The following is a 23,592-nucleotide window of genomic DNA, read 5'->3' on the forward strand; positions in this document are numbered from 1 at the left end:
GCAGGCGTCACGCGGCAGCGCCCGGTAAACCCATGATGGTTAATCATAAGTTAGCCAGTGAAGATTGCGCAATGCCTGTCAGTCTTTCAATTCGTCATAAAGCGTGTGGGAAGGATTCCAACTGACAAGCTGGCTTAGGGTCAGAGGGCGGCTGAAGTAATACCCCTGCAGGAAGTTACAGCCGCGTTCGATAAGCCATTTCGCCTGCTCCGGCGTTTCTACCCCTTCCGCTACCGTGTTCATGTTCAGGCGCTGAGCCAGCATCAGCACGGCGTCCAGCACCGGCGCGGTCACCGTTTCCATACCGATAGAGTTGACGAAGCCGCGGTCAATTTTCAGATAATCCAGCGTAAAACGCTCGAGGTAAATCAGGGCGCTGTGGCCGGTGCCGAAGTCATCCACCGCAATTTCAAATCCCTGTTCGTGCAGCCAGGCGAAAATGCCCATCGCCTCTTTTTCTTTCAGCATGTCGCGTTCGGTTATCTCAAACACTAGCTGGAAATGGTGCGGCGGCAGTGACGCGGCGAAGGTCTGAATGTCCTGCTTAAACGTCGGGGAGTGAAGATGGCTTGGGGCGAGGTTCACGCCGAGCTTGGCCCCGGCGGGCAGAACTTTTTGCAGCGTGGGCGCGTCCCGGGCAATCAATTCAAACAAATGGCGCGTGAGTGGCACAATCAACTGCTGAGCTTCGGCAAAGCCGATAAACGCATCCGGGGGGATCATACCCGCCGTTGGGTGCTCCCAGCGCATCAGCACCTCTATGCCACGCGTCTGCAGAGCCTGTGAGTCGACCACGGGCTGGTAAACAACAAAAAATTGCCCCCGCTTGATGCCGGTAAGAATTTCTTTCCCCGCCCGTACCTTGACCGACAGAAAGTAACCGCACAGCGCGGCGCTCAGCAGGCCGGATAATAACCCGGCCAGAATGGCCAGTTGAATATCCTCCAGCGGCCACGGTGTACCATAAATGTAGAGTTTAATCGGGTACCCGTTAAGAACAGAGATTCTGGTGGGCGAGGGGGGAAGCTCATCGGTATTTATCACGTCCGGTGAATAGGACGTGAGCGCCTTGTTGCCCACCACCAGGGCCATGGAGCTGATGTCCTGCTGACGGGAGGTGAAAACCAGGTAGGGCGTGAGATTGACGTTTAGGGTGGTAAAAACGCCGCGCCCCGAGGCCAGCGGGTTAAGAAACCAGGCGGCAATCACCGGCTTGCCCGGCATCATTGGCGTGCCGTTCATAATCGCCAGGTCGACGGTTTTATTGATATTGATCTCGGGTTCCAGCGCATCCATCGACATTTCCATGTTGCCGGTGGCGGAAGAACAGTAGGCAATGCCGTTACGCACCAGCAAAAAGGCTCGTACGTTAGGATTAAAAGCCGCACGAGAAGTCAGTTCGCCGCTGACCCTTTCACACTCGCTCATGGTCAAAGGCTGGATACCCTCGGCAGTGGCGTGAAGTTCTTTAAAAAAGGTATCGAGGTAGTTACTGATGTCGTGAGAGAGGAGATTATAGGCGGACTCACGCTTTGAATGGAGCGCCAGGCTGGTTAGCCCACCGATAAATAATGCGGCAAATAATCCCATTAGCAGGCTAAACGCGACTATCTGCTTTGGGGTGCTAAAGTAGCGCGAAAAAATGTTTCTATAAGACATGGAATTATGAGTCCCGCAGGGGCAAGCGAATCATCGTTTGTTTTGTGCTTTTTTCTGACTATAACCCATAACCAGGAAATTGTTTAACTTGTTTCACAAGGTAACTATTTCATCTTTCAATTTTAAGAGGAAAGAGTAACTGTCTGAATTTCAGGCATAAAAAAACGCTGCATTGGCAGCGTTTTTAACGTTGGTGGTTCTGTTGAGTAGCCAAGGGAATAACTCTCAACAAAACATATCTTACTGCAGCGTTAGCTGCGGCTTAGCACTCGTCGCGCTTCGTTGTAACGCTTCTTCCAGTAAGGTTCGTCCATGCTGGAGATCACAACGCCGCTGCTGGTGGAAGCATGTACAAATTGGTTATTGCCAATGTAGATGCCTACGTGACGGCCAGTTGAGCCTGCACGGAACAGCACTAAATCACCGGTGCGTAACTTGTTACGCGAAACAGATTTACCGGACTCCTGCTGCTCAGACGTTGAGCGAGGCAGAGTTAAACCAAACTGCTCCTGGAACGTGCGCTGCACGAATGCAGAACAATCAATACCAGCCCTGCTGCTGCCGCCAAGACGGTAGCGTACACCTTTCCAGCTCGCGTATTGCTCCATAATGCGTGACTTCACGTCAACATTACGAACCATCTCTTCGAATTCATCCTGAGAGGCTTGCAGTAAAAAACCATCTTTTTCACCGACTGCATGCGTCTCAGAATGCATATTTGCTGTGTTAGTCGAACTACAGGCGGAGAGCATAACTGCCACCGCAATCGCGGGTATCGCCCGCAAGATGTATCTCAAAATAGGCTGAGATTTGACCATTTTGTTTGTTTTCCCTTGATGTCCTTAACGAATAATTCGTTATACAAAAATACCAACGTGACGAGACTAATTACCTAAAAGCCACGAGACAATTATTCATGCACAAAAATGTGGAACATCGCACACTTTTATTCACAGCACAAATAGATCAGCCGTAGAGCAAACTTTCCCGAGACTACCCGATAAAACCAGGCTATGCGAGCGTTTTTATTCTTATTTTTATAAGAAATTGTGATGATTCGTCGCGAAAGGTTATTTCGAACAAATGATCGGCGATTCTGCTGATTTTATCGTCAGGTTATTCAAATTGAAGCGGATTTTGTATGAGTAAATATTCATCTGGCTGTCATGGTGCTGAAAAAATAAACAAAGGCCCGGGGGGGCCTCTGTTCGGTGACTATCTTCATCACTTATTAACCGTCAGCGGGACGCTTTATATTTTCCCGGAACAGTGCGGTTCAGTATAGAAATTAACCGGTCGCTGACTGGGGTTAATAGCACCCAGGGCAGGCCAACCAGAGCAATAGAGACTGACCCGACGTAGACATCGGTAAACCAGTGCGCGCCTATCATTATTCTTGGCGAAGAGAAGATAAAGAAGATCGCGAGGGCAATAAGAAACGCTCGTGGGCCGAAATAACGCAGCATAAAACCGGTGAAGATAAGCAGCATCAGGCCGTGATCGCCGGGGAAGCTATCGCTTGAGGCGTCTTTCGTCGGGAAGTGCAGCAGTTCGCTGACGCGATGAATGTCTTTAAAGTACAGCGTAGGGCTGGCGTGCACCACCGGGATAAGGTGGCCGAGCTGGTTGATGACCACGGCGCACAGCAGCATCACCACGCCCATCAGCACCAGGCGGCGGCGGCCAGCGCCGTCTTCATGCAGCCAGAACCAGGAAAACAGCGCGCCCATCGCCAGCAGCGAAATGCCGTCGAAGGCCCGGTTATTGGTGATGGCAATCAGCGTTAAAAAGGTATGGCTCTTAACCAGTTCATTATTAAAGAAATGGAACAGCGTGGTGTCAATGTTGAACCAAAATCCATGGTTCTCTGGCAGGTACCAGCTAAAGAACAGGGCAATGCCCAGGACGTTCAGCAGCAGGATAAGAGGGAGGCGATTAATCATGATACAGCTTCTAAATCTCATTCCGGGGGCGCAAAGGTAGACGCGCTAACTTAAACGTAAGCTCAACAGGCTGGATTGCAGGGCATTCCAGTCGGGCTGAGCCGGGTGAATCAATTCGATGCGGCTGTCCAGCGGCGGCGAGGGTTGCGTTTCAATATGCAGGTCGTTGCCCTGGCGGTTGATACGTACCAGGCCTTCGGGAATACGCAACACGCCTTTGACTCGCTCAACCGGGGCAAGACGTGCCCACTCCAACAGGCCAATGGTGTCGAACACGGTTTCTTCATCGAAAATCCAGCCACAGGCGTAATAACCCTGCCCACTGTTCACGCTCCGGCGCCAGCGCTGATGCCCCGGCAGGCTCAGAGCAGCAAGACCATGGGGAACTGATTGGGCATGCTGGTGCTCAGGGCTTTGCGGCAGCTCGCGTTGGTTCTGTCTTGGTTTATCAAGAAACGCAATGCTGACGGCCCCTTTTTCTACGTGCATAAGTTCGCGGCTGTCGCCATTGTTTTGATACCAGCGCGCTAAAGCGGCCTGGCTTTCCGGCGTGGCGCGATCTTGCTTGTTGGCTACAATGATGTCCGCCGCGGCAAGCTGATCGCGGAAGTTGTCATTATTCAGGGCTTTTTCATCCAGAAGCTGGCGCGAGTCGAGCAGGCAAAGCGTGGCCCGCAGGTCAATCCACGGCTGATATACGTCGGCGGTGAGCATGTCCAGAATTTGTTTTGGGTGGCCAAGGCCGGTAGGTTCAATCAGCAGGCGGTCGGGCTTGCCCTGACGCAGCAGCGTATTGAGGCCGACCTGCATCGGCAGGCCGTTAACGCAGCACATACAGCCACCAGGGATCTCTTTCAGCAGCGCGCCGCTGTCTGCCAGCAGGGCGCCATCAATCCCCACTTCGCCAAATTCATTGACCAGTACCGCCCATTTTTCATCGGCTGGCTTGTTGGCCAGTAAATGCAAAATGGTGGTGGTTTTACCGCTGCCCAGAAAGCCGGTAATTAAATTCGTTTTTGTCACGGTGACTCCGGGGGTTTACTGCCTGCAAACCACGTCAATCTATCAGTGATTATTCATTATTTACGCTGACTATCCTGACGACAACCCGGAGAAAAGAGAAGCCTTAACGCGGCTTACCGCACGGTAAGACCACGTTAAGCGCATTGATTGTTAACTTAAGCGCAAGTTTTCGACCGCGCCGCGTGCGCCCAGGCGGATGAGTTGCTGCCAGGCGTGCCGCACGTTTTCGACAAATTTTTCGTTTTTGGGCAGGTCATCACCAAAAATTTCGTTCAGGCTGAGGAGGGCGCTGACGCGTTCGTTTTCGCCGCTGTCGCTCACCAGCATCTGGATTTTGTCCTGGAGCGGATCGCGAACGTCAATCGCATGGCCCTGTTCGTCGAGGCCGCTAACGTAGCGCATCCAGCCGGCGATCCCGAGCGCCAGGCATGGCCAACTGCTCCCGTTTGCCAGATGCCAGCGCACGCTTTCCAGCCAGCGCTGAGGGAGCTTCTGACTGCCGTCCATGGCGATTTGCCAGGTACGGTGCTTCAGCGCCGGATTTGCGAACCGCTCGAGCAGGCTGGCGGCGTACTGATTCAGGTCGACGCCCCGAATATTCAGCGTCACCGCCTGCTCCTGCAGCATCAGGTGCTTTGCCGCACGGGTAAAGTGCTCGTCGGCCATACAATCATTAATATGCGGGTAACCGGCAAGGTAGCCGAGATAAGCCAGAAACGAGTGGCTGCCGTTGAGCATCCGCAGCTTCATCTGCTCGTAGGGCACCACATCGGCAACCATTTCCACCCCGACGGCTTCCCATTCCGGGCGACCGGCTACAAAATTATCTTCGACGACCCACTGAATAAACGGCTCGGCGGCAATGGCACAGGGGTCTTGTACGCCCAGTATTTCCGCAATTTCCTGCAGCGATTCCTCAGTGGCTGCTGGAACAATGCGGTCAACCATGGTGCTGGGGAAGGTGACTTCTTTGGCAATCCATTCTGCCAGCCCGGCGCTTCGACTCGCGGCCATACCCAGCACGGCCTGGCGAACCAGGTGCCCGTTATCAGGAATGTTATCGCAGGATAAGACCGTAAACGGGTTTAATCCACGCTCGCGGCGGCGGCTTAGTGCCTCTACAAGTATTCCTGGTACGGAATGCGGAGCCTGGGGCGACGCCAGATCGTGAATAATCCGCTCATTGGTGGGATCAAGTTTTCCGCTGGCGGGATCGATGCAGTAGCCTTTTTCGGTCACGGTCAGGGAGACAATGGCGACCTGCGGTTCACAAAACTTCTCTATGATGGCTTCCATGCCATCCAGCTTCGCATTCAGGCATTCTTTCACGGCGCCGATGACCCGCGCCTGGTTTCCCGCTGCCCCTTTTTCCAGCACCGTGAAAAGATGATCCTGTTGCCTGAGATCGTGCATCAGCTTATCGCCGTTAAACAGGCTGATCTCACAGATCCCCCAGTCGCCGCCCAGTTTGTTGAGCACCCGATCGGTGAGCAGGGCCTGATGCGCACGGTGGAAAGCGCCAAACCCAAAATGCACGATACGGGTTTTAAGCGCGCGGCGGTCGTAGTTTGGCCGTTGAACGGTATCCGGAAGTGAAGCAGTGGCAAGGGTATCCATAGAGTCGCATCCTGTGTAGGGAGGTGGGAATCTATGCAGTGTAAAGATGTATGACAGGAAATAAAATTGGTCTGTTTAGTTAATCACTTTTGTGTGATTCAGATCTGATAATAGAGCAGGATGATGCAATTGGTATAATAACTTTGGTCGTGAGAACAAAAAAACGCTCCCGAAGGAGCGTCATTTATTATTAGTCTGCGCGGCCCATAGAGCGTTTTTCTGCGATATGAATGCGGATTTTTTCCCCGGCAACCATGTATTCCGGCACCTGAATCACCAGGCCGGTGGACAGCGTTGCAGGCTTGGTACGGGAGCTGGCGGAAGCGCCTTTGATGCCCGGAGCCGTTTCGATGATTTCCAGATCCACGGTTTGCGGCAGCTCCAGCGCCAGCAGCTGGCCGTCCCAGGTCAGAACCTGCATGTCCGGCATACCGCCTTCGGGAATGAACTGCAGCTCTTCTTCGATCTGGTCTTTGGTGAAGATGTACGGCGTGTAATCTTCTTTATCCATGAACACGTATTCGTTGCCGTCGATATAGGAGAAGTCAACGAAGCGGCGGGTCAGGGTGATGGTGTCAACGATATCATCACCTTTGAAGCGCTCTTCCACTTTCTGCCCGGTGCGAACATCGGAGAAACGCATCTTGTACAGGGTTGCTGCGCCGCGTGCGCTGGGAGCCTGGATATCAATGTCTTTAACAATCAGCAGCTTGCCGTTGTAATTGAGTACCATGCCTTTTTTGATTTCGTTAGCTCTTGCCATCGGTGTTTCCTGTCAAAAATTGAGATGCGAAAATATTGCGTCAAAGTACTCGTGAGGCGCGTTTCAGGCAAGTGGATTTAATAAAGAAGCACAAAAGTAAGGGGCTTAAGGCAAACGTGCCGACAACATCCTGCTTTGCCGACACGCCGGTGGCTTAAAGCGCCTTAGCCGCGGCCATCCTTAGGCGCTAAGAAATAGAAAGCAAACGGCAGCGAACACAGAATAGTGAACATGATCGTGTAGATAGTGACCCACGCGCCCTGCATGATAAACATGTCCAGCGTCCACTGCTCCATTGGCCAGTTGTACTGCTCTTCCACGCCTTCAAAGGTCACCTTCGAAATAAGCGACACGACAATAGTGAAAACGATGGCAACCGCGATAAGGAACTTTTTACCTTCTGGCGTACGAAGTTTTGCAAGCATATCAGCCTCCTGGCTGGGAAATGATTAAGCGTAATGGCCCCGACAACCGGGGCCAGGTAATTAAAACGTGACGTTCACTTTGCCCCAGACCGTCCGGCCTGGTTCATTGACCGGGGTATTGGACGAATAGCCAAAGCTGCTATTGCCCGCCAGGTTCAAGTGTTCGCTGTAGGTTTTGTTCAACAGATTATCGACCCCTGCGCTGAGCTTGATGGCTTTGCTTAGACGGTAAGCCGCGTTGGCGGAAAAAATCGCAAAGCTGCTGCTTTTATCGAAGTCTTTCCCGACCACATTACCCTCATTCAGCGCCACACGATGCTGGCCGCTGACCAGCCGCAGCAGGCCGGTGCTGCTCCAGTCCCCTCGCTCCCACGTCAGGCCCAGGCGCGTTTCCAGCGGGGCTATTTGCGGCAGCGGCTGATGGTCACTGGTGTTTTGCCCCCAGGCGTACGCCAGGCTTGCGTCCGCCTTCCAGGCTTCGGTCAGCGCGTAGCTCATGCCCATTTCGCCTCCCATAATGGTGGCGTCCACGTTATCTGCCTGACTGACGCGGGCGTTACTGGGGTCATAGCGGAAGAGAATAAAATCATTCACCCGGCCAAGGTACGCGGAAACCCAGCTGTTGAAGCGCTCCCCGCTGTACTGGGCGCCAATATCCAGCTGCGTCGTTTTTTCCGTTTTCAGCTTATCGAAGACATTTTTAGTGCCGTCCGGCCCGTAGGTGGGGGAAAACAGCTCCCAGTAATCCGGGAAGCGCTCGGTGTAGCCCACGCCAGCGTACAGCATGACGGGGATATCGCTCAGCGTTTGTTCGTAGCGCACAAAACCTGCCGGGAGCGTTTTGCTCCGCACGCTGGCACCTGCGTCCGTATCATTATTGACGCGAGTTCGATCGAGGCGCGCGCCGCCGATAACTTTGCTGCTGTCGGTGGCATTCCAGGTCAGTTCGCTAAAGATACCGGCGTCCTGGAAACGGGCATCCTGCTTCCAGCCGGCGTCCTGTTTGCTGCGATGGGTGCTTTGCTGCCCGTCGATACCGCTGCGCAGTTCGTAGTCAGACCACAGCCACGTGCCCATCATGCGCCCGCCAACCGTGCGGCGATCGAGCTGCATCGCCATCGGCATATTCATGCTCATGGATGAACCCATGTCCATCGAACTGCCCATATCCATGCCAATCGAGGAGGCCATATGCCCACCGGACATGCCGCTGGACATTGTCCCCGGCGAGCGGAGGGAATAGTTGTCCATAATATGATTGGCGTAGTTGTAGTAGACGCTGCTTTCAAACTTGTTGAACACCTCGCCGATGTTCGACATTTCAAAGCGCGCCCCGAGGCTGTCGCGCCTGAACTGGGAGCCGTCCATACTGCGGCCCGCGTAGCGGGCTTCACCGTTGCCTTTACCCGCCGTTAGCTCCAGCAATGTATCTTTGTTGGGCGTCCAGCCCAGCGCAACGTCGGCGTTCCATTTATCCCACTTTGAGGCCACCCGGTTGCCGCTGCCGTCTTCGTAATCGCCGGAGTGGGACTTATTGCCGATCAGGCGTAAATAGCCGTCCTCACTCCCCAGACTGACGTCTGCATTGCTGTCCCAGCGCTGGTTGGACGCTGTGAGCAGGCTGGCCGTGCCCTGGATGCCTGCTTTATCAAAGCGCGGCGGTTCCCTGTCGAAGCGGATGGTTCCCGCGGAGTTACCCGGCCCCCATAGCACGCTTTCCGGCCCTTTAATCAGCGTCAGCAGATCAAAGCTCTCCGGTGAAATATATGAACCTGGGGCATCCATTCTGGCCGGACAGGCCCCCGGCATTTCACCATTATTGGTCAGGATACGCAGGCGAGAACCGAACATGCCGCGAAAAACCGGGTCGCCGTTGGTGCCGCCGTTGCGGATTTGCGAGAAACCGGGGATGGTTTTCAGGTAGTCAGATCCGTCGCTGGCTGGCACAGGCTGACGCGGCGTTTTAGGGGACGTGACAACTTCCAGCGGTGATGATGCCGGAGAGGTGACGATCATCACGGCATCGTCCGGCATAGTCATCGTGTCATGCGAACCCGCCGCGATGGCTGCGGGAGAAGTGATAGCCAGCAGTATCCAGGATACCAGCGGCTTTAAATGTGTTTTCATCATTGCCTTACTGTCCTTCAGGCGTAACGTTGCCGCTCTCTATAAAAAGAACAGCTCGAGACAACGCTTCAGCGTTGCCTGCGGCATTACGCGGTTAATTATTGGTGTTTTAAGCGAAGTAACAGGCAGCAGAGGGCGGAGCGCGAGCCGGGTGAGGTGACCAGGGGCGAGAAATCGCCGCGCAGCAAAGTGCGACCTCCGGCGTCCGGCGCACGCAAATCAACAATAACAGCAGTAAAACGGTGAGGCAGAATTCAATAAAAGGCAGGTGGATCAGCAGCTGGCAATAGCCGCAGGCGATTTCTTCTCCCGGCGACATGCCCGGGCCGGACATCAGCATATTGTGCGGCATTGACGCCTGAGGGCACGGTTCGGGCACAGGCATGTGATGGTCCATGTCAGACATGTCCATTGTCATCATCATGCTGCTGTGTTCGCAGGCTGAATGGTGCATCAGCGATTTTGAAATAACCGGTGCAATAAACAGCATGGCAACGGCAAGCAGCGCCAGCCAGCAGGCTGTTCGGTGAAAGTGATTGCGCCGTGACAAAACGTTACCGATCCGTAGTCGTTGTGGCGCAAGTGTATCTTGAAAGAAGGAATGATGTTAAATGAATTGTTAGATTGACGCAGGCATTGGGTCTGCTATTGTCACGCACCTTTTGACGCCGGTGGAAACGTAAATGGATTGTCGTCCTGACTGCGGCGCTTGCTGTACTGCGCCTTCTATATCAACGCCTATCCCCGGTATGCCGGAGGGGAAGCCCGCGAACACGCCCTGTATTCAGCTGGACGAACGCCTGCGCTGCAAGCTGTTTGGATCGCCTTTGCGGCCGAAAGTCTGCGGCGGCCTCCAGCCTGTCAGAGAGATGTGCGGTACCTCACGCCAGCAGGCAATGGCCTACCTGATCCACCTTGAAGCCGCGACGGCACCTTAAATATCTTTGATTTGGGCCATGCAGTAAATACTGACGGCTATCATCCCCAGTGCGATGAAAAAGACGCTGTGATAGTTCCAGATCTCGGCCACCACGCCGGCGAGCGAACCGGCAATGATCCACCCTACGCGCGTGGTGTTGGTATACAGCGTGGTGGCGGCCCCTGCCTGGCCAGGCATAAGATCCTGAAAATAGATCATGCCGATCCCGGCCAGAATCCCGATAAAGATAGCGTTGAGCAGCTGCAGCCCCAGCAGCATATATTCATTGGTCAGCGTTACCATTCCGACATAGAAAAGCAATCCGGCGGCAACGGCAAAGCGCATCAGGAAGCGCTTACCGAAGCGTTTGGCGTAGTAGCCCGCAATCAGCATGGTCGGGATTTCCAACCCGGCTGCGGTGCCCATCATGATCCCGGCGAGCTTCTCCGGGAGGTGTAACTCATTGATGATGTAAAGCGGCATATTGATGATATAGAGGCTGTTACAGCCCCACATCATGGTACAGGCGGCGAACAGGAGCAGGGCGTCGCGGCGGTTGCGACGCGGTGACTCGAGCCGGGCTTCTGCTTTTGCCAACGGTTCTTTGCGCATGGACGGCAAAAAGAGCCACACCATCGCGCCGCAAATCACAAAGGCAAACGCCGCACTCAGGTACATCACCTTGAAGCCAAACCCCATCGCCAGCGCGTAGGCAATTGGCGGCCCAATCACCCAGGCAAGAGACACCTGTGCGCGGAGGATAGAGCTGAACATCACCGCTTCACGCCCGGTGCTGTCTGCATGCTCGCGGGCAAGCGCAAACATCTGCGGGTTGGCGGTGGAGCCGAAGCTGCTCAGAAACACCCCGACGAACAGCAAAATAAAGTAGTTACGGTTCCAGGCGAACAGGATGCAGCCCAGCGCACCGAGCAGGCAGCAGGCAAAAATCAGCGTTTTCCGGTCGCCTTTGCGGTCGGAACGCCCGGCTAAAAACTGGCTCACCAGAATGCCAATCACCGCGCTGCCGGTGAAGAAAAAACCGACCAGCGCAGGGCGAACGTGGACTTCATCGGTTAAAAACAGGCTTAGCGTTGGGGTTTGTAGTGCCCCGGCGATGCCGGTCAAAAAAGCCACAATCAGAAACGCGGTTGAGGTGAAGTCCAGAGGCTTGCGGGCGGCGGTAACGGGAGCGTTTTGCATACTTTTGGGCGGCAGGAAAAAGAATGCGCGGAGTGTACCCTCGTTACCCCTAAATAGACAGATTTACCCTTAAGTCCTGCGCGGGAACTCGCACAAATTATCCTGGAAGCGAAGGCTGCTTTGGCGAGACGCCGCCGTAGCTGAAATTTGCTGATGCCTGTCTGTAAATGGCTGCCAGTGCGCTGAACTTCTCGCCTGCTAAACTGAAAATGTGCTGAAGCTCTAAATTTCGCAAACAGAAATGCGAGAAATGTTGCGTCAAATGCAGCATTAGCGCAACACTCCTTGAAACGTTTCAGCGTCATCTTTTTGCATCCCGCAGCTCGAGATGGCGCATTTTTTCTCAAGCTAGCTGAATCGTTTCAATTCAGCGAGAGAGGCGATCTATGTTCCAGTTATCTGTGCAGGATATTCACCCGGGCAAAGCTGCCGGGAGCAAAGAAGACGCTATCCGCCAGGTTGCCGCCGCCCTTGTGCAGGCAGGCAACGTCGGTGAAGGCTACGTCAACGGTATGCTGGCGCGTGAGCAGCAAACCACCACTTATTTAGGCAACGGGATTGCTATCCCGCACGGCGCCACCGACACGCGCGATCTGGTGCTGAAAACCGGCGTTCAGGTTTTTCAGTTCCCGCAGGGCGTGGAATGGGGCGAAGGGCAGACCGCTTACGTGGCGATCGGTATTGCGGCCAGTTCCGACGAACACCTCGGCCTGCTGCGCCAGTTGACGCATGTGCTGAGTGACGACGAAGTTGCTGCACAGCTGAAATCCGTCACCAGCGCGGAAGAACTTCGGGCGCTGCTGATGGGCGAGAAGCAAAGCAGCGCGCTGCTGCTGGACAACAGCCTGCTGGCGCTGAACGTCGAGGCCAGCGATTTGATGACGCTGCAGGCGCTGAACGCGGGCCGCCTGAAGCAGGCGGGTGCGGTTGATGCCGCTTTCGTCAGCAACGTGATTGCCGGAAATCCACTGTATCTCGGTCAGGGTATCTGGCTGAACGACAGCCCGGCAGGCAACCTGGCCAGCGCCGTTGCTGTTAGCCGTCCGGCGGCAAGTTTTGAGGCGAACGGAAATCCGGTTTCTCTCCTGATGACCGTGGCCGTGGCCGACGAGCAGCCCTTGCAGGTGCTGAACCGCCTGAGCGACATGCTGATTGGCAACCGTGCCGACAAGCTTTTAACCGCAGATGCGCCGGCATTGCTGACGCTGCTGACCAGCGATGATGCCCCGGCAGAAGAAGCGCTGAGCGCCGAATTTACCGTGCGTAATGAACACGGCCTGCACGCCCGTCCGGGTACGGCGCTGGTCAACACCATAAAACAATTCAATAGCGAAATTACCGTGACAAACCTTGATGGAACCGGGAAACCGGCAAATGGACGTAGCCTGATGAAAGTTGTTGCTCTGGGAGTGAAAAAAGGCCACCGCCTGCGCTTTACCGCGCAGGGTGAAGATGCTGAACAGGCGCTGAAAGCGATTGGCGAAGCCATCTCTGAAGGACTGGGGGAGGGCGCGTAATGACCAGACGTGTAGCAACGATCACCCTGAACCCGGCCTATGACCTGGTGGGCTTTTGCCCGGAAATAGAACGTGGAGAAGTGAACCTGGTGCGCACCACCGGTCTGCATGCGGCCGGTAAGGGCATCAACGTAGCTAAGGTGCTGAAAGATCTCGGCATCGACGTGACCGTGGGCGGATTCCTCGGCAAAGACAATCAGGACGGCTTCCAGCAGCTGTTCAGCGAGTTGGGTATCGCCAACCGCTTCCAGGTCGTACAGGGCCGCACCCGCATCAACGTTAAGTTGACTGAAAAAGACGGGGAAGTGACTGACCTGAACTTTTCCGGGTTTGAAGTGACCGGCGCGGACTGGGAACGCTTTGTGGCGGACTCCCTGAGTTGGCTGGGCCAGTTCGACATGGTTTGCGTCAGCGGCAGCCTTCCGGCGGGCGTTTCCCCGGAAGCGTTCACCGACTGGATGACCCGCCTGCGCAGCCAGTGTCCGTGCATCATTTTCGACAGCAGCCGCGAAGCGCTGGTTGCCGGTTTGAAAGCGGCACCGTGGCTGGTCAAACCGAACCGTCGCGAGCTGGAAATTTGGGCCGGTCGCAAGCTGCCTGAATTGAAGGATGTGATTGAGGCGGCGCATGCGCTCCGCGAGCAGGGGATTGCGCATGTGGTGATTTCTCTCGGCGCGGAAGGCGCGCTGTGGGTTAACGCTTCAGGGGAATGGATTGCCAAACCACCCACCTGTGAAGTTGTTAGTACCGTTGGCGCAGGGGATTCCATGGTTGGCGGCCTGATTTATGGCCTGCTGATGCGCGAGTCCAGCGAACACACGCTGCGCCTTGCTACCGCCGTTGCGGCCCTGGCCGTCAGCCAGAGCAACGTAGGCATTACCGATCGTACACAGCTGGCCGCCATGATGGCTCGTGTCGACCTGAAACCTTTCCACTGACAGCAGGAGACAGGCAATGAAAACGCTGTTAATTATTGAACCGGGACTTGGGCAGGCGCGCGCGTATCTCGCGAAGACGCTGCTCGGTGCCGCAGCGCCAAAAGCGCACCTCGACATTATTGATAACCCGAACGATGCCGAACTGGCGATTGTCGTTGGCAACGTCATTCCCGCTGATACTTCACTGAACGGCAAAAAGGTGTTCCTGGGCGATATCGATCGCGCGGTGCAGCACCCGGAATTGTTCCTGAGCGAAGCGAAAGGTAAGGCTCATACGTACACCGCCCCGACAGCTGTCGCAGCCGCCCCAGCAAAAGGGCCGAAGCGTATCGTTGCCGTCACTGCCTGCCCGACCGGCGTGGCGCACACCTTTATGGCGGCGGAAGCCATCGAAACCGAAGCGAAAAAACGCGGCTGGTGGGTGAAGGTTGAAACCCGTGGTTCCGTTGGCGCAGGGAACGCGATTACCCCTGAAGAAGTGGCCGAGGCAGATCTGGTGATTGTGGCGGCGGATATTGAAGTGGATCTGGCTAAATTTGCCGGGAAGCCGATGTATCGCACCTCTACAGGCCTGGCGCTGAAGAAAACGGCTCAGGAGCTGGATAAGGCGCTGGTCGAGGCCAAACCTTACGAAGCCGCCGGTAAAGCCAGCGCGGCTCAGGAATCCGGCAAAAAAGAAAGCGCCGGGGCGTATCGCCACCTGCTGACGGGCGTCTCTTACATGCTGCCGATGGTGGTGGCGGGCGGCCTGTGTATTGCGCTCTCCTTTGCCTTCGGTATCACCGCCTTTAAGGAACCTGGCACGCTTGCCGCGGCGCTGATGCAAATTGGCGGTGGCTCTGCGTTTGCGCTGATGGTGCCGGTTCTGGCGGGGTACATTGCCTTCTCTATTGCTGACCGCCCGGGCCTGACGCCGGGTCTTATCGGCGGCATGCTGGCCGTGAGTACTGGCTCCGGGTTCATTGGCGGTATCATCGCCGGTTTCCTGGCGGGCTACATCGCGAAACTGATCAGCTCGAAGCTGAAGCTGCCGCCAAGCATGGAAGCGCTAAAGCCGATCCTGATCATTCCGCTGTTCTCAAGCCTGGTTGTTGGCCTGGCAATGATCTACCTGATCGGCACCCCGGTGGCTAAAATCCTGGCGGGCCTGACCCACTGGCTGCAAACCATGGGCACCGCGAACGCGGTTCTGCTGGGCGCTATTCTGGGCGGCATGATGTGTACCGATATGGGCGGCCCGGTGAACAAAGCGGCTTACGCTTTTGGCGTCGGCTTGCTCAGTACCCAGACCTACGCACCAATGGCGGCGATCATGGCCGCGGGCATGGTACCACCGCTGGCGCTGGGCCTGGCTACGCTGGTGGCTCGCCGTAAGTTTGATAAGGCGCAGCAGGAAGGGGGCAAAGCGGCGCTGGTGCTCGGGCTGTGCTTTATTACCGAAGGGGCGATTCCGTTTGCCGCCCGTGACCCGATGCGCGTGCTGCCTTGCTGCATCATCGGCGGGGCGCTGACGGGGGCGCTGTCCATGGCGGTTGGCGCGAAACTGATGGCCCCGCACGGCGGCCTGTTTGTCCTGCTGATCCCTGGCGCGATTACTCCGGTGCTGGGTTACCTGCTGGCGATTGTCGCCGGTACGCTGGTGGCGGGCCTGTCCTACGCCTTCCTCAAACGTCCTGAAACGGAGCTGGCGGCGAAGGTCGCTTAATCTTCTGCTCAGCTAAAAAACGCCTCGCTAATGCGGGGCGTTTTTCTTTCTATGCCGTGGCTTCCTCGTGCTGCTGTGCTTTAAGCCAGGCAATCTCTTCGGCCCAGATATCCGGGTTGGTAGTTTCCAGAATTAACGGAATACCATCGAAACGGGCGTCACGCATGATCCAGCTAAACGGCGTGTGGCCGATATTCCCGAGGCCGAGGCTGTTGTGGCGGTCAACGCGGCTGCCAAACTCGCTTTTGGCATCGTTGAGGTGCATCCCGCGCAGGTATTTGAACCCGACGATACGTTCGAACTCACTAAAGGTTTTTTCGCAGTCAGCTTCTGTGCGCAGATCGTACCCGGCGGCAAAGGCGTGGCAGGTATCGATGCAGACGCCAACGCGGGATTTATCTTCCACGCCGTCAATAATCGCCGCGAGATGCTCGAAGCGGAAACCAAGGTTACTGCCCTGGCCGGCGGTGTTTTCGATAACTGCGGTCACGCCTTCAGACTTCTCCAGCGCAATGTTAATCGACTCCGCAATGCGCTTCAGGCATTCCTCTTCCGGAATCTGCTTCAGGTGGCTGCCCGGGTGGAAATTCAATAGCGTCAGCCCCAGCTGCTGGCAGCGCACCATTTCGTCGATAAACGCCTCGCGGGATTTTTCCAGCGCATCTTCAACCGGGTGGCCGAGGTTTATCAGGTAGCTGTCGTGCGGAAGGATTTGGCCCGGGCCGTAATGGTATTTTTCGCAGGCGTTCTTAAAGTTGTCGATGACTTCGCTGGTTAGCGGCGCGGCGCGCCACTGGCGTTGATTCTTGGTGAACAGGGCAAAAGCGGTGGCTTCCAGTTCGTGGGCGCGGATGGCGGCGTTTTCCAGGCCGCCCGAGGCGCTAACGTGCGCTCCAATAAACTTCATCTGTCTTCTCCTGTTTCTTGACGGGCAAAACCCGCTATCGGTAATCCGTCATGATAGCGGGTCAGGAGGCTTTTTTCCGTATTGAATTATGCTAACAGGTGGTGCACCGCCAGGTTAATGGCCGCGCCACCGACAATCAGCCAGATGAACAGCACCAGTGCCATCAGCAGCGGGCGAACTCCGGCTTTTTTCAGGGCGCTGACGTGGGTCGTCAGGCCCAGAGCCGCCATCGCCACGGCCAGCAGGAAGGTATCCAGCGTGACCAGCACATTCACCAGCGCCTGCGGCAGGAAGTGGAAGGAGTTGAAGATCGCCACCACGATAAACAGTATTGCAAACCACGGGATGGTGATTTTACCTGTCTGCGCCGAGCCAGCCGGTGCCAGAGATTTAACGCGGGCAGCCAGGAAAATCAGGAACGGGGCCAGCATCATCACGCGCAGCATTTTGGCAATAACCGCCGCATTTTCCGTTTCCGGACTAATGGCGTGGCCTGCGGCAACGACCTGGGCAACTTCATGCATTGTTGACCCGGTGTAGATCCCGAAAGTTTCAGGCGTAAACCAGTGGCTGACGAACGGGTAAATCATCGGGTAGATAAAGATAGCCAACGTCCCGAAGATAACCACAGTGGCGACGGCCACGGTAACTTTACTGGCTTCGGCTTTCACCACCGGTTCGGTGGCAAGTACAGCCGCCGCGCCGCAAATACTGCTGCCCGCACCAATCAGCCAGCTGGTTTGTCTGTCCAGGCCAAACACTTTCTGGCCGAGCCAACAGGCGAGGGCGAAGGTGCTGCACAGCGTCAGGGCGTCAATCACCAGACCGCTCACGCCAACGTCGGCAATCTGCGAAAACGTCAGGCGGAAGCCATACAGAATAATGCCGAGGCGCAGAAGGTGCTGCTTGGCGAACAGCACGCCGCCGTCGCATTGCTGCCAGATTTTGGGATACACGGTGTTGCCGATTATCATGCCGCAAAGGATGGCGAGCGTCAGGGCGCTAAGGCCGACACCGGCTACAGCCGGTATATTGCCAAGCCATAACGCCAGGCCGGTAATGGCGGCGGAAAGCGCCAGTCCCGGTAAAAAGTGCCACAGCGTGTGGCGGTGAGCTTGTACGGTGAGTGCTGTCATAACCTTCTCCTCTGTCTTAGGGAAAAGGCTACGCCTCGCTGGCATAAAAATAAAATTGATTATATATTTATAATTAATCTTTATAAGTGGTAAGCGACGGCTGCCACCACAGGAATTCTCTCTTATGCATATCACGCTGCGGCAGCTGGAAGTCTTTGCTGAAGTGCTTAAAAGCGGTTCGACCACGCAAGCTTCCCAGATGCTGTCCCTCTCTCAGTCTGCGGTCAGCGCCGCGCTTGCCGATCTTGAAGGTCAGCTTGGGGTTCAGCTCTTTGATCGAGTGGGGAAGCGCCTCGTGGTAAATGAACACGGCAGGCTGCTCTACCCGCGAGTTGTTGGGCTGCTGGAGCAGGCCGGTGAAATAGAACAGCTGTTCCGGGAAGATAACGGCGCGATCCGCGTGTATGCCAGCAGCACCATTGGCAACTATATTCTGCCGGAGATGATTGCCCGCTATCGCCGCGACTTTCCGAAGTTGCCGCTGGAGCTTAGCGTCGGCAACAGCCAGGACGTGATCAACGCGGTGGCGGATTTCCGCGTGGATATTGGCCTGATTGAAGGGCCTTGTCATATGGCAGAGCTGGTGACCGAGCCGTGGCTCGACGACGAACTGGTGGTCTTTGCTTCGCCGGGCAACCCGCTGGTGCACCAGGCGGTAACGCTGGAAAGTCTGGCAAAACAGCCGTGGATCCTGCGCGAGCGCGGCTCAGGCACCCGCGAAATCGTCGACTATTTACTGCTTTCACATCTGCCAGAGTTTCAGTTAGGTATGGAGCTGGGCAATTCCGAGGCGATCAAACATGCGGTGCGTCACGGGCTGGGTATCAGCTGCCTGTCTCGCCGGGTGATTGCCGAGCAGCTGGAAAGCGGCTCATTGGTTGAAGTGGCCATTCATCTCCCTCGTCTGGTGCGGACGCTGTACCGGATCCACCATCGGCAAAAGCATATCTCTAACGCGCTGCTGCGTTTTCTGCGCTACTGCGAAGCATAATGCACCAAAATCTTGCAGCTGCACCTGATTGGGGTGTGGCTGCGAGGCAACCTCCTGCCCGTTAACCTCTTTTTCACCGCAATGTTGCAGCGATATTCGCGATTCAGCTGCGTTGGCACATTAGTTGCAAAATTGAATTCAAAGAATCTTTTGTTTCAATCAGGCGACGAGGCTGCACATGACGATGAAAAAATGGTTGTTCTCTTTAGTTGGCGCAACGGTACTGCTGGCTCAGGCTGGAGCGGTAATGGCCGATCAGCTGCAGGATATCGAAAAACGCGGCGTGCTGCGCGTGGCGGTGCCGCAGGATTTCCCGCCGTTTGGTTCGGTAAACGCTGACCTGAAACCGCAGGGCTACGACATTGATATGGCGGCCTACCTGGCGAAAGGCCTGAAGGTCAAGCTGCAGCTGGTGCCGGTCACCAGCGCGAACCGCGTGCCGTATCTGCAGACGGACAAAGTTGACCTGGTCATTTCCAGCCTCGGCAAGAACGCTGAACGCGAGAAAGTCATCGATTTTAGCCGCGCTTACGCCCCGTTCTTCCTCGGTGTTTTCGGGCCGAAAGATGGCGCGGTGACCGATGCTAAAGCGCTCAGCGGGAAAACCATCGGCGTGACCCGTGGCGCAGTAGAGGACATGGTATTAACCGACCTCGCGCCGAAAGACGCCGACGTGAAGCGCTACGAAGACAATAACACTACCATCTCCGCCTATCTTTCAGGCCAGGTACAGTACATCGCGACCGGTAACCTCGTTGTGGCGGCGATTGCCCGCCAGAGCCCAGCCAAAGCGCCGGTCAGCAAATTTATGCTCAAGGATTCCCCTTGCTACATCGGGCTGAAAAAGAATGAACCTGCGCTGAAAGCGAAGGTGGACGAGCTGATTGGTGAGGCGCTGAAGGACAATACCCTGAACACCTTGTCGCAGAAATGGATGCAGGCGCCGCTGCCTGCCAACCTCGGCGCTTGAGGTGCCGGGGATGACCACGCAACTTGATTTTGCCGGTCTGCTGCCTTACTGGCCGGAGTTATTGTCCGGCCTGTGGGTGACGCTGGGGCTTACTTTTATGGCGACGGTCGGTGGCGTGGCTATCGGCATTACCGGGGCGGCCATTCGCAGCGGAAAGCCGGGGCTGTTAAGCCTGGCGTGGGGCGGCTACGTGGAACTGATCCGCAACACGCCGTTCGTTGTGCAGCTGTTCTTTATTGTCTTTGGGCTCCCTGCGCTGGGGCTAAAGCTGAACGCCGGGGAAGCGGCGCTTATCGCGATGCTGATTAATTTAGGGGCTTACAGCACCGAGATTATTCGCGCAGGCATTCAGGTGACGCCGAAAGGGCAGTGGGAAGCGGCTCGCGTGCTGGGGTTAAGCCGTAGCCAGACCTTTTTACGCGTGGTGCTGCCGCCGTCGCTGAAGCGTATTTATCCATCGCTGGTCAGCCAGTGCATCATCGTGATGCTGGGCTCTTCCGTGGTGTCGCAGGTGTCCTGCGAAGACTTGACCTTTGCGGCCAGCCTTATTCAGTCGCGTACCTTTCTCAGCTTCGAGGTCTATCTGGTGACGACCTTAATGTATCTGGTGCTGTCGTTAATTATGCGTCAACTGCTGCTGGCGGCAGGGCGGAAATGGTTGGGGAGTGATGTCGGATGATGACGTTTACCGACTGGGATATCGTGCGCAACCTGCTGCTGGCGGCACGCTGGACGGTGCTGCTGTCGCTGATTGCTTTTTTCTGCGGCACTCTGGTGACGCTGCCTTTATTACTGCTGCGCATGGGCCGCTGGACGTGGCCCAAACGCTTCATCAGCGCTTATGTCGCGCTGTTTCAGGGCACACCGCTGCTGATGCAATTGTTCCTGGCTTTCTTCGGGATTGCGCTGTTTGGCATTGATGTCAGCCCCTGGACGGCGGCCACGCTTGCCCTGACGCTGTTTACCAGCGCGTTTTTGCTGGATATCTGGTACGGCAGCATTCGTGCTTTGCCTAAAGGCCAGTGGGAAGCCTGCCGCTGCCTCGGTTTGAGCTTCGGGCAGACGCTGTGCCGGGTCATTGCCCCGCAGGCGATGCGCATCGCCGTGGCACCCACGGTTGGGTTTTCGGTGCAGGTCATTAAGGGCACGGCCCTGGCCTCGATAATCGGTTTTGTCGAGCTAACCAAAGCCGGCACCATGCTGAACAACGTCACGTTTGAGCCGTTTAAAGTCTTTGCCCTGGTGGCGCTCGGCTATTTCTTACTTTGCTATCCGCTGTCGCGCTACAGCCGCTACCTGGAGAAAAAATTTAATGCCGCTCATCACCATTAATGATGTACAGAAATATTATGGCGACAATCACGTGCTGAAGGGCGTTAGCCTGGATATCGACATGGGCGAAGTGGTGTCTATTATCGGCCGCAGCGGCTCCGGCAAAAGTACGCTGCTGCGCTGCATGAACGGGCTGGAAGGCTACCAGGACGGCAGCATCAAGCTGGGCGGCATGACCATTACCGACCGCGAGTCGCAGGCGCGTGAAATCAGCCGTTCCGTGGGCATGGTGTTTCAGAACTTTAACCTATTCCCGCATATGACCGCGCTGGAAAACGTGATGCTGGCGCCGCGCCGGGTGCTGAATAAAAGCGCCGCCGAATGCCGCGAGCTGGGGCTGGAGATGCTCAATAAAGTCGGCCTGGGCGAGCGGGTAGATTACTACCCGGCTAACCTGTCCGGCGGCCAGCAGCAGCGCGTGGCCATTGCCCGCGCGCTGGCAATGAACCCAAAAGTCTTGCTGTGCGATGAAATCACCTCGGCGCTTGACCCGGAACTGGTGGGCGAAGTGCTGAAAGTGCTGGAGCAGCTGGCGGCAGAAGGCATGACGCTGATTCTGGTCACTCACGAAATGAACTTTGCCCGGGAAGTCGGCGACCGCGTGGTGTTTATGCACCAGGGCAAAGTGTGGGAGCAGGGGGAAAGCAAGTCGTTCTTCGCCAATCCCCGGACTCACGAACTGCAGCAGTTTATTTCGTCCGTGCGCGGGCTGGGTTAATCTTTGACCGCCGGGCAGTTGAGCGCGCCGGCGGTTTTTTAATTCCCCTCAACTTATCGGCTTGATAAGTGCCTTGCTAATAATCGCCGGGCGATCATGAAGCTCTCTTATAACCCGGGATTTCTGCTATCTGAACAAAGACGTTTTGTTACAATCTTGCCTCATTTTTTGGATAGGCAACAATTTCCTATGGTTTCACAAGATAAAACGACAGAAGCGCCTGGCTTACGCCGCGAATTAAAGGCGCGCCACCTGACGATGATCGCCATCGGCGGATCCATCGGCACGGGGCTTTTCGTTGCCTCTGGGGCAACAATTTCTCAGGCAGGACCGGGCGGGGCGTTGCTCTCTTATATGCTGATTGGCCTGATGGTGTACTTCCTGATGACCAGCCTCGGCGAGCTGGCGGCGTTTATGCCGGTGTCCGGTTCTTTCGCGACCTACGGCCAGAAATATGTCGAAGACGGCTTCGGCTTCGCGCTCGGCTGGAACTATTGGTACAACTGGGCGGTGACCATCGCCGTTGACCTCGTGGCCGCACAGCTGGTGATGAATTACTGGTTCCCGGACACCCCAGGCTGGATCTGGAGCGCGCTGTTCCTGGGCATTATGTTCCTGCTGAACTGGATCTCCGTGAAGGGTTTCGGTGAAGCGGAATACTGGTTCTCGCTGATAAAAGTGACCACCGTCATCATCTTCATCATTGTGGGTGTGATGATGATCGTGGGTATTTTCAAAGGGGCGCAGCCGGTAGGCTGGAGCAACTGGACAACCGGCGACGCGCCGTTTGCCGGGGGCTTTGCCGCAATGATCGGCGTGGCGATGATCGTCGGCTTCTCTTTCCAGGGCACCGAGCTTATCGGGATTGCCGCCGGAGAATCCGCTGACCCGGAGAAAAACATTCCTCGCGCCGTGCGTCAGGTGTTCTGGCGTATCCTGCTGTTCTACGTGTTCGCGATTCTGATTGTCAGCCTGATCATTCCTTATACCGATCCAAGCCTGCTGCGCAATGACGTGAAAGACATCAGCGTCAGCCCGTTCACTCTGGTGTTCCAGCACGCGGGCCTGCTGTCTGCGGCGGCGGTGATGAACGCCGTTATCCTGACGGCGGTGCTGTCGGCGGGTAACTCCGGGATGTACGCTTCCACGCGCATGCTTTACACCCTGGCCTGCGACGGCAAAGCGCCGCGTATTTTCTCGAAGCTGTCCAAAGGTGGCGTGCCGCGTAACGCGCTGTATGCGACCACCGTTATTGCCGCGCTGTGCTTCCTGACTTCTATGTTTGGCAACCAGACCGTTTACCTCTGGCTGCTGAATACCTCGGGGATGACCGGCTTTATCGCCTGGCTAGGGATTGCCATCAGCCACTATCGCTTCCGTCGCGGCTACGTGCTGCAGGGCAACGACATTAACGACCTGCCGTACCGCTCGGGCTTCTTCCCGATTGGGCCGATCTTCGCGTTCGTGCTGTGCCTGATCATCACGCTGGGCCAGAACTACGAAGCGTTCCTGTCGGATACCATTGACTGGGGCGGCGTGGCGGCGACCTATATCGGCATCCCGCTGTTCCTGGCTATCTGGTTTGGCTACAAGATAACGAAGGGCAGCCGCTTTGTGCGCTACAGCGAAATGGAATTCCCGAAATTTCGTGAGAAATAAGCCTTAGCAACAATAAGTTACTCTTTAGAGGGCGTGATCATCA

Annotated in this window: 22 protein-coding genes; 10 read left to right on the forward strand and 12 right to left on the reverse strand. The window is 56.1% G+C overall.

Annotated features, from left to right (window positions below):
• Positions 1-78: 78 nt before the first annotated feature.
• The 9 genes from pdeN to F3J28_RS02325 all read right to left on the reverse strand — a co-directional run bounded on the left by pdeN (position 79) and on the right by F3J28_RS02325 (position 10,107).
• Positions 79-1,659, reverse strand: coding sequence for a cyclic di-3',5'-guanosine monophosphate phosphodiesterase PdeN (pdeN, locus tag F3J28_RS02285; RefSeq protein WP_166872301.1), 1,581 nt, complete (start codon positions 1,657-1,659; stop codon positions 79-81).
• A gap of 251 nt (positions 1,660-1,910) precedes the next feature.
• A complete protein-coding gene (gene mepS / locus F3J28_RS02290) occupies positions 1,911-2,477 on the reverse strand; it encodes a bifunctional murein DD-endopeptidase/murein LD-carboxypeptidase (RefSeq protein WP_039295455.1) in 567 nt (188 codons plus the stop codon).
• A gap of 420 nt (positions 2,478-2,897) precedes the next feature.
• On the reverse strand, positions 2,898-3,602 hold the full coding sequence (locus F3J28_RS02295; protein ID WP_166872304.1) for a phosphatase PAP2 family protein: 705 nt from the start codon (positions 3,600-3,602) through the stop codon (positions 2,898-2,900).
• A gap of 45 nt (positions 3,603-3,647) precedes the next feature.
• A complete protein-coding gene (locus F3J28_RS02300) occupies positions 3,648-4,625 on the reverse strand; it encodes a CobW family GTP-binding protein (protein ID WP_166872307.1) in 978 nt (325 codons plus the stop codon).
• Between the two features lie 150 nt (positions 4,626-4,775).
• The gene (locus F3J28_RS02305) at positions 4,776-6,242 is read right to left on the reverse strand and encodes a mannitol dehydrogenase family protein (protein WP_166872310.1); all 1,467 of its coding nucleotides are present in this window, start codon (positions 6,240-6,242) and stop codon (positions 4,776-4,778) included.
• 190 nt (positions 6,243-6,432) lie between these two features.
• Positions 6,433-7,005, reverse strand: a complete 573-nt coding sequence (yeiP, locus tag F3J28_RS02310) for an elongation factor P-like protein YeiP (protein WP_008459912.1) — start codon at positions 7,003-7,005, stop codon at positions 6,433-6,435.
• 164 nt (positions 7,006-7,169) lie between these two features.
• Positions 7,170-7,430 carry a DUF2534 family protein gene (locus tag F3J28_RS02315; protein WP_008459914.1) on the reverse strand — a complete coding sequence of 87 codons (261 nt, stop codon included), beginning with the start codon at positions 7,428-7,430 and terminating at the stop codon, positions 7,170-7,172.
• 60 nt (positions 7,431-7,490) lie between these two features.
• Positions 7,491-9,557 carry a TonB-dependent copper receptor gene (locus tag F3J28_RS02320; RefSeq protein WP_166874372.1) on the reverse strand — a complete coding sequence of 689 codons (2,067 nt, stop codon included), beginning with the start codon at positions 9,555-9,557 and terminating at the stop codon, positions 7,491-7,493.
• A gap of 109 nt (positions 9,558-9,666) precedes the next feature.
• Complete coding sequence (locus tag F3J28_RS02325; protein WP_166872311.1) at positions 9,667-10,107, reverse strand: DUF2946 domain-containing protein; 441 nt, start codon at positions 10,105-10,107, stop codon at positions 9,667-9,669.
• 133 nt (positions 10,108-10,240) lie between these two features.
• Between F3J28_RS02325 and F3J28_RS02330 the strand changes: the two genes are divergently transcribed.
• Positions 10,241-10,495 (forward strand): YkgJ family cysteine cluster protein, encoded by a 255-nt coding sequence (locus F3J28_RS02330; RefSeq protein WP_166872314.1) that lies wholly within the window; start codon positions 10,241-10,243, stop codon positions 10,493-10,495.
• Here F3J28_RS02330 and setB read toward each other — a convergent pair.
• Positions 10,492-11,676 carry a sugar efflux transporter SetB gene (gene setB, locus F3J28_RS02335; RefSeq protein ID WP_166872317.1) on the reverse strand — a complete coding sequence of 395 codons (1,185 nt, stop codon included), beginning with the start codon at positions 11,674-11,676 and terminating at the stop codon, positions 10,492-10,494. The genes F3J28_RS02330 and setB overlap by 4 nt on opposite strands.
• Before the next feature lie 386 nt (positions 11,677-12,062).
• Here setB and fruB point away from each other — a divergent pair, with 386 nt between their 5' ends.
• Genes fruB through fruA form a run of 3 tightly spaced genes read left to right on the forward strand, consistent with a single transcriptional unit; the run spans position 12,063 to position 15,836 of the window.
• The gene (fruB, locus tag F3J28_RS02340; RefSeq protein ID WP_166872320.1) at positions 12,063-13,193 is read left to right on the forward strand and encodes a fused PTS fructose transporter subunit IIA/HPr protein; all 1,131 of its coding nucleotides are present in this window, start codon (positions 12,063-12,065) and stop codon (positions 13,191-13,193) included.
• On the forward strand, positions 13,193-14,131 hold the full coding sequence (fruK, locus tag F3J28_RS02345) for a 1-phosphofructokinase (RefSeq protein ID WP_008459923.1): 939 nt from the start codon (positions 13,193-13,195) through the stop codon (positions 14,129-14,131). The genes fruB and fruK overlap by 1 nt, the downstream gene beginning before the upstream one ends.
• A 16-nt stretch (positions 14,132-14,147) precedes the next feature.
• Positions 14,148-15,836 carry a PTS fructose transporter subunit IIBC gene (gene fruA, locus F3J28_RS02350; RefSeq protein ID WP_166872323.1) on the forward strand — a complete coding sequence of 563 codons (1,689 nt, stop codon included), beginning with the start codon at positions 14,148-14,150 and terminating at the stop codon, positions 15,834-15,836.
• A gap of 49 nt (positions 15,837-15,885) precedes the next feature.
• Here fruA and nfo read toward each other — a convergent pair whose 3' ends face one another.
• Positions 15,886-16,743, reverse strand: a complete 858-nt coding sequence (gene nfo / locus F3J28_RS02355) for a deoxyribonuclease IV (protein ID WP_085539956.1) — start codon at positions 16,741-16,743, stop codon at positions 15,886-15,888.
• An 86-nt stretch (positions 16,744-16,829) separates the two neighbouring features.
• Positions 16,830-17,879 carry a YeiH family protein gene (locus F3J28_RS02360; protein WP_166872327.1) on the reverse strand — a complete coding sequence of 350 codons (1,050 nt, stop codon included), beginning with the start codon at positions 17,877-17,879 and terminating at the stop codon, positions 16,830-16,832.
• Between the two features lie 124 nt (positions 17,880-18,003).
• On the opposite strand from F3J28_RS02360, the gene yieE reads away from it, so the two are divergent.
• From yieE to F3J28_RS02390, 6 genes are all read left to right on the forward strand, one after another.
• Complete coding sequence (gene yieE, locus F3J28_RS02365) at positions 18,004-18,870, forward strand: DNA-binding transcriptional regulator YeiE (protein WP_166872329.1); 867 nt, start codon at positions 18,004-18,006, stop codon at positions 18,868-18,870.
• Positions 18,871-19,054: 184 nt separating this feature from the next.
• Positions 19,055-19,840 (forward strand): transporter substrate-binding domain-containing protein, encoded by a 786-nt coding sequence (locus F3J28_RS02370; protein WP_166864868.1) that lies wholly within the window; start codon positions 19,055-19,057, stop codon positions 19,838-19,840.
• A 10-nt stretch (positions 19,841-19,850) separates the two neighbouring features.
• Positions 19,851-20,519 carry an amino acid ABC transporter permease gene (locus F3J28_RS02375; protein WP_008459934.1) on the forward strand — a complete coding sequence of 223 codons (669 nt, stop codon included), beginning with the start codon at positions 19,851-19,853 and terminating at the stop codon, positions 20,517-20,519.
• On the forward strand, positions 20,516-21,172 hold the full coding sequence (locus tag F3J28_RS02380; protein ID WP_085539958.1) for an amino acid ABC transporter permease: 657 nt from the start codon (positions 20,516-20,518) through the stop codon (positions 21,170-21,172). Before F3J28_RS02375 ends, F3J28_RS02380 begins: the two co-directional genes overlap by 4 nt.
• Positions 21,153-21,890 (forward strand): amino acid ABC transporter ATP-binding protein, encoded by a 738-nt coding sequence (locus tag F3J28_RS02385; protein WP_166872332.1) that lies wholly within the window; start codon positions 21,153-21,155, stop codon positions 21,888-21,890. The genes F3J28_RS02380 and F3J28_RS02385 overlap by 20 nt, the downstream gene beginning before the upstream one ends.
• A 189-nt stretch (positions 21,891-22,079) precedes the next feature.
• Complete coding sequence (locus F3J28_RS02390; RefSeq protein WP_008459942.1) at positions 22,080-23,549, forward strand: amino acid permease; 1,470 nt, start codon at positions 22,080-22,082, stop codon at positions 23,547-23,549.
• The last annotated feature ends 43 nt before the right edge of the window (positions 23,550-23,592 follow it).

Origin of the sequence: Enterobacter sp. Ap-1006, assembly GCF_011752835.1 — a bacterium.
In the GTDB taxonomy this organism is placed as follows: Bacteria; Pseudomonadota; Gammaproteobacteria; order Enterobacterales; family Enterobacteriaceae; genus Cedecea.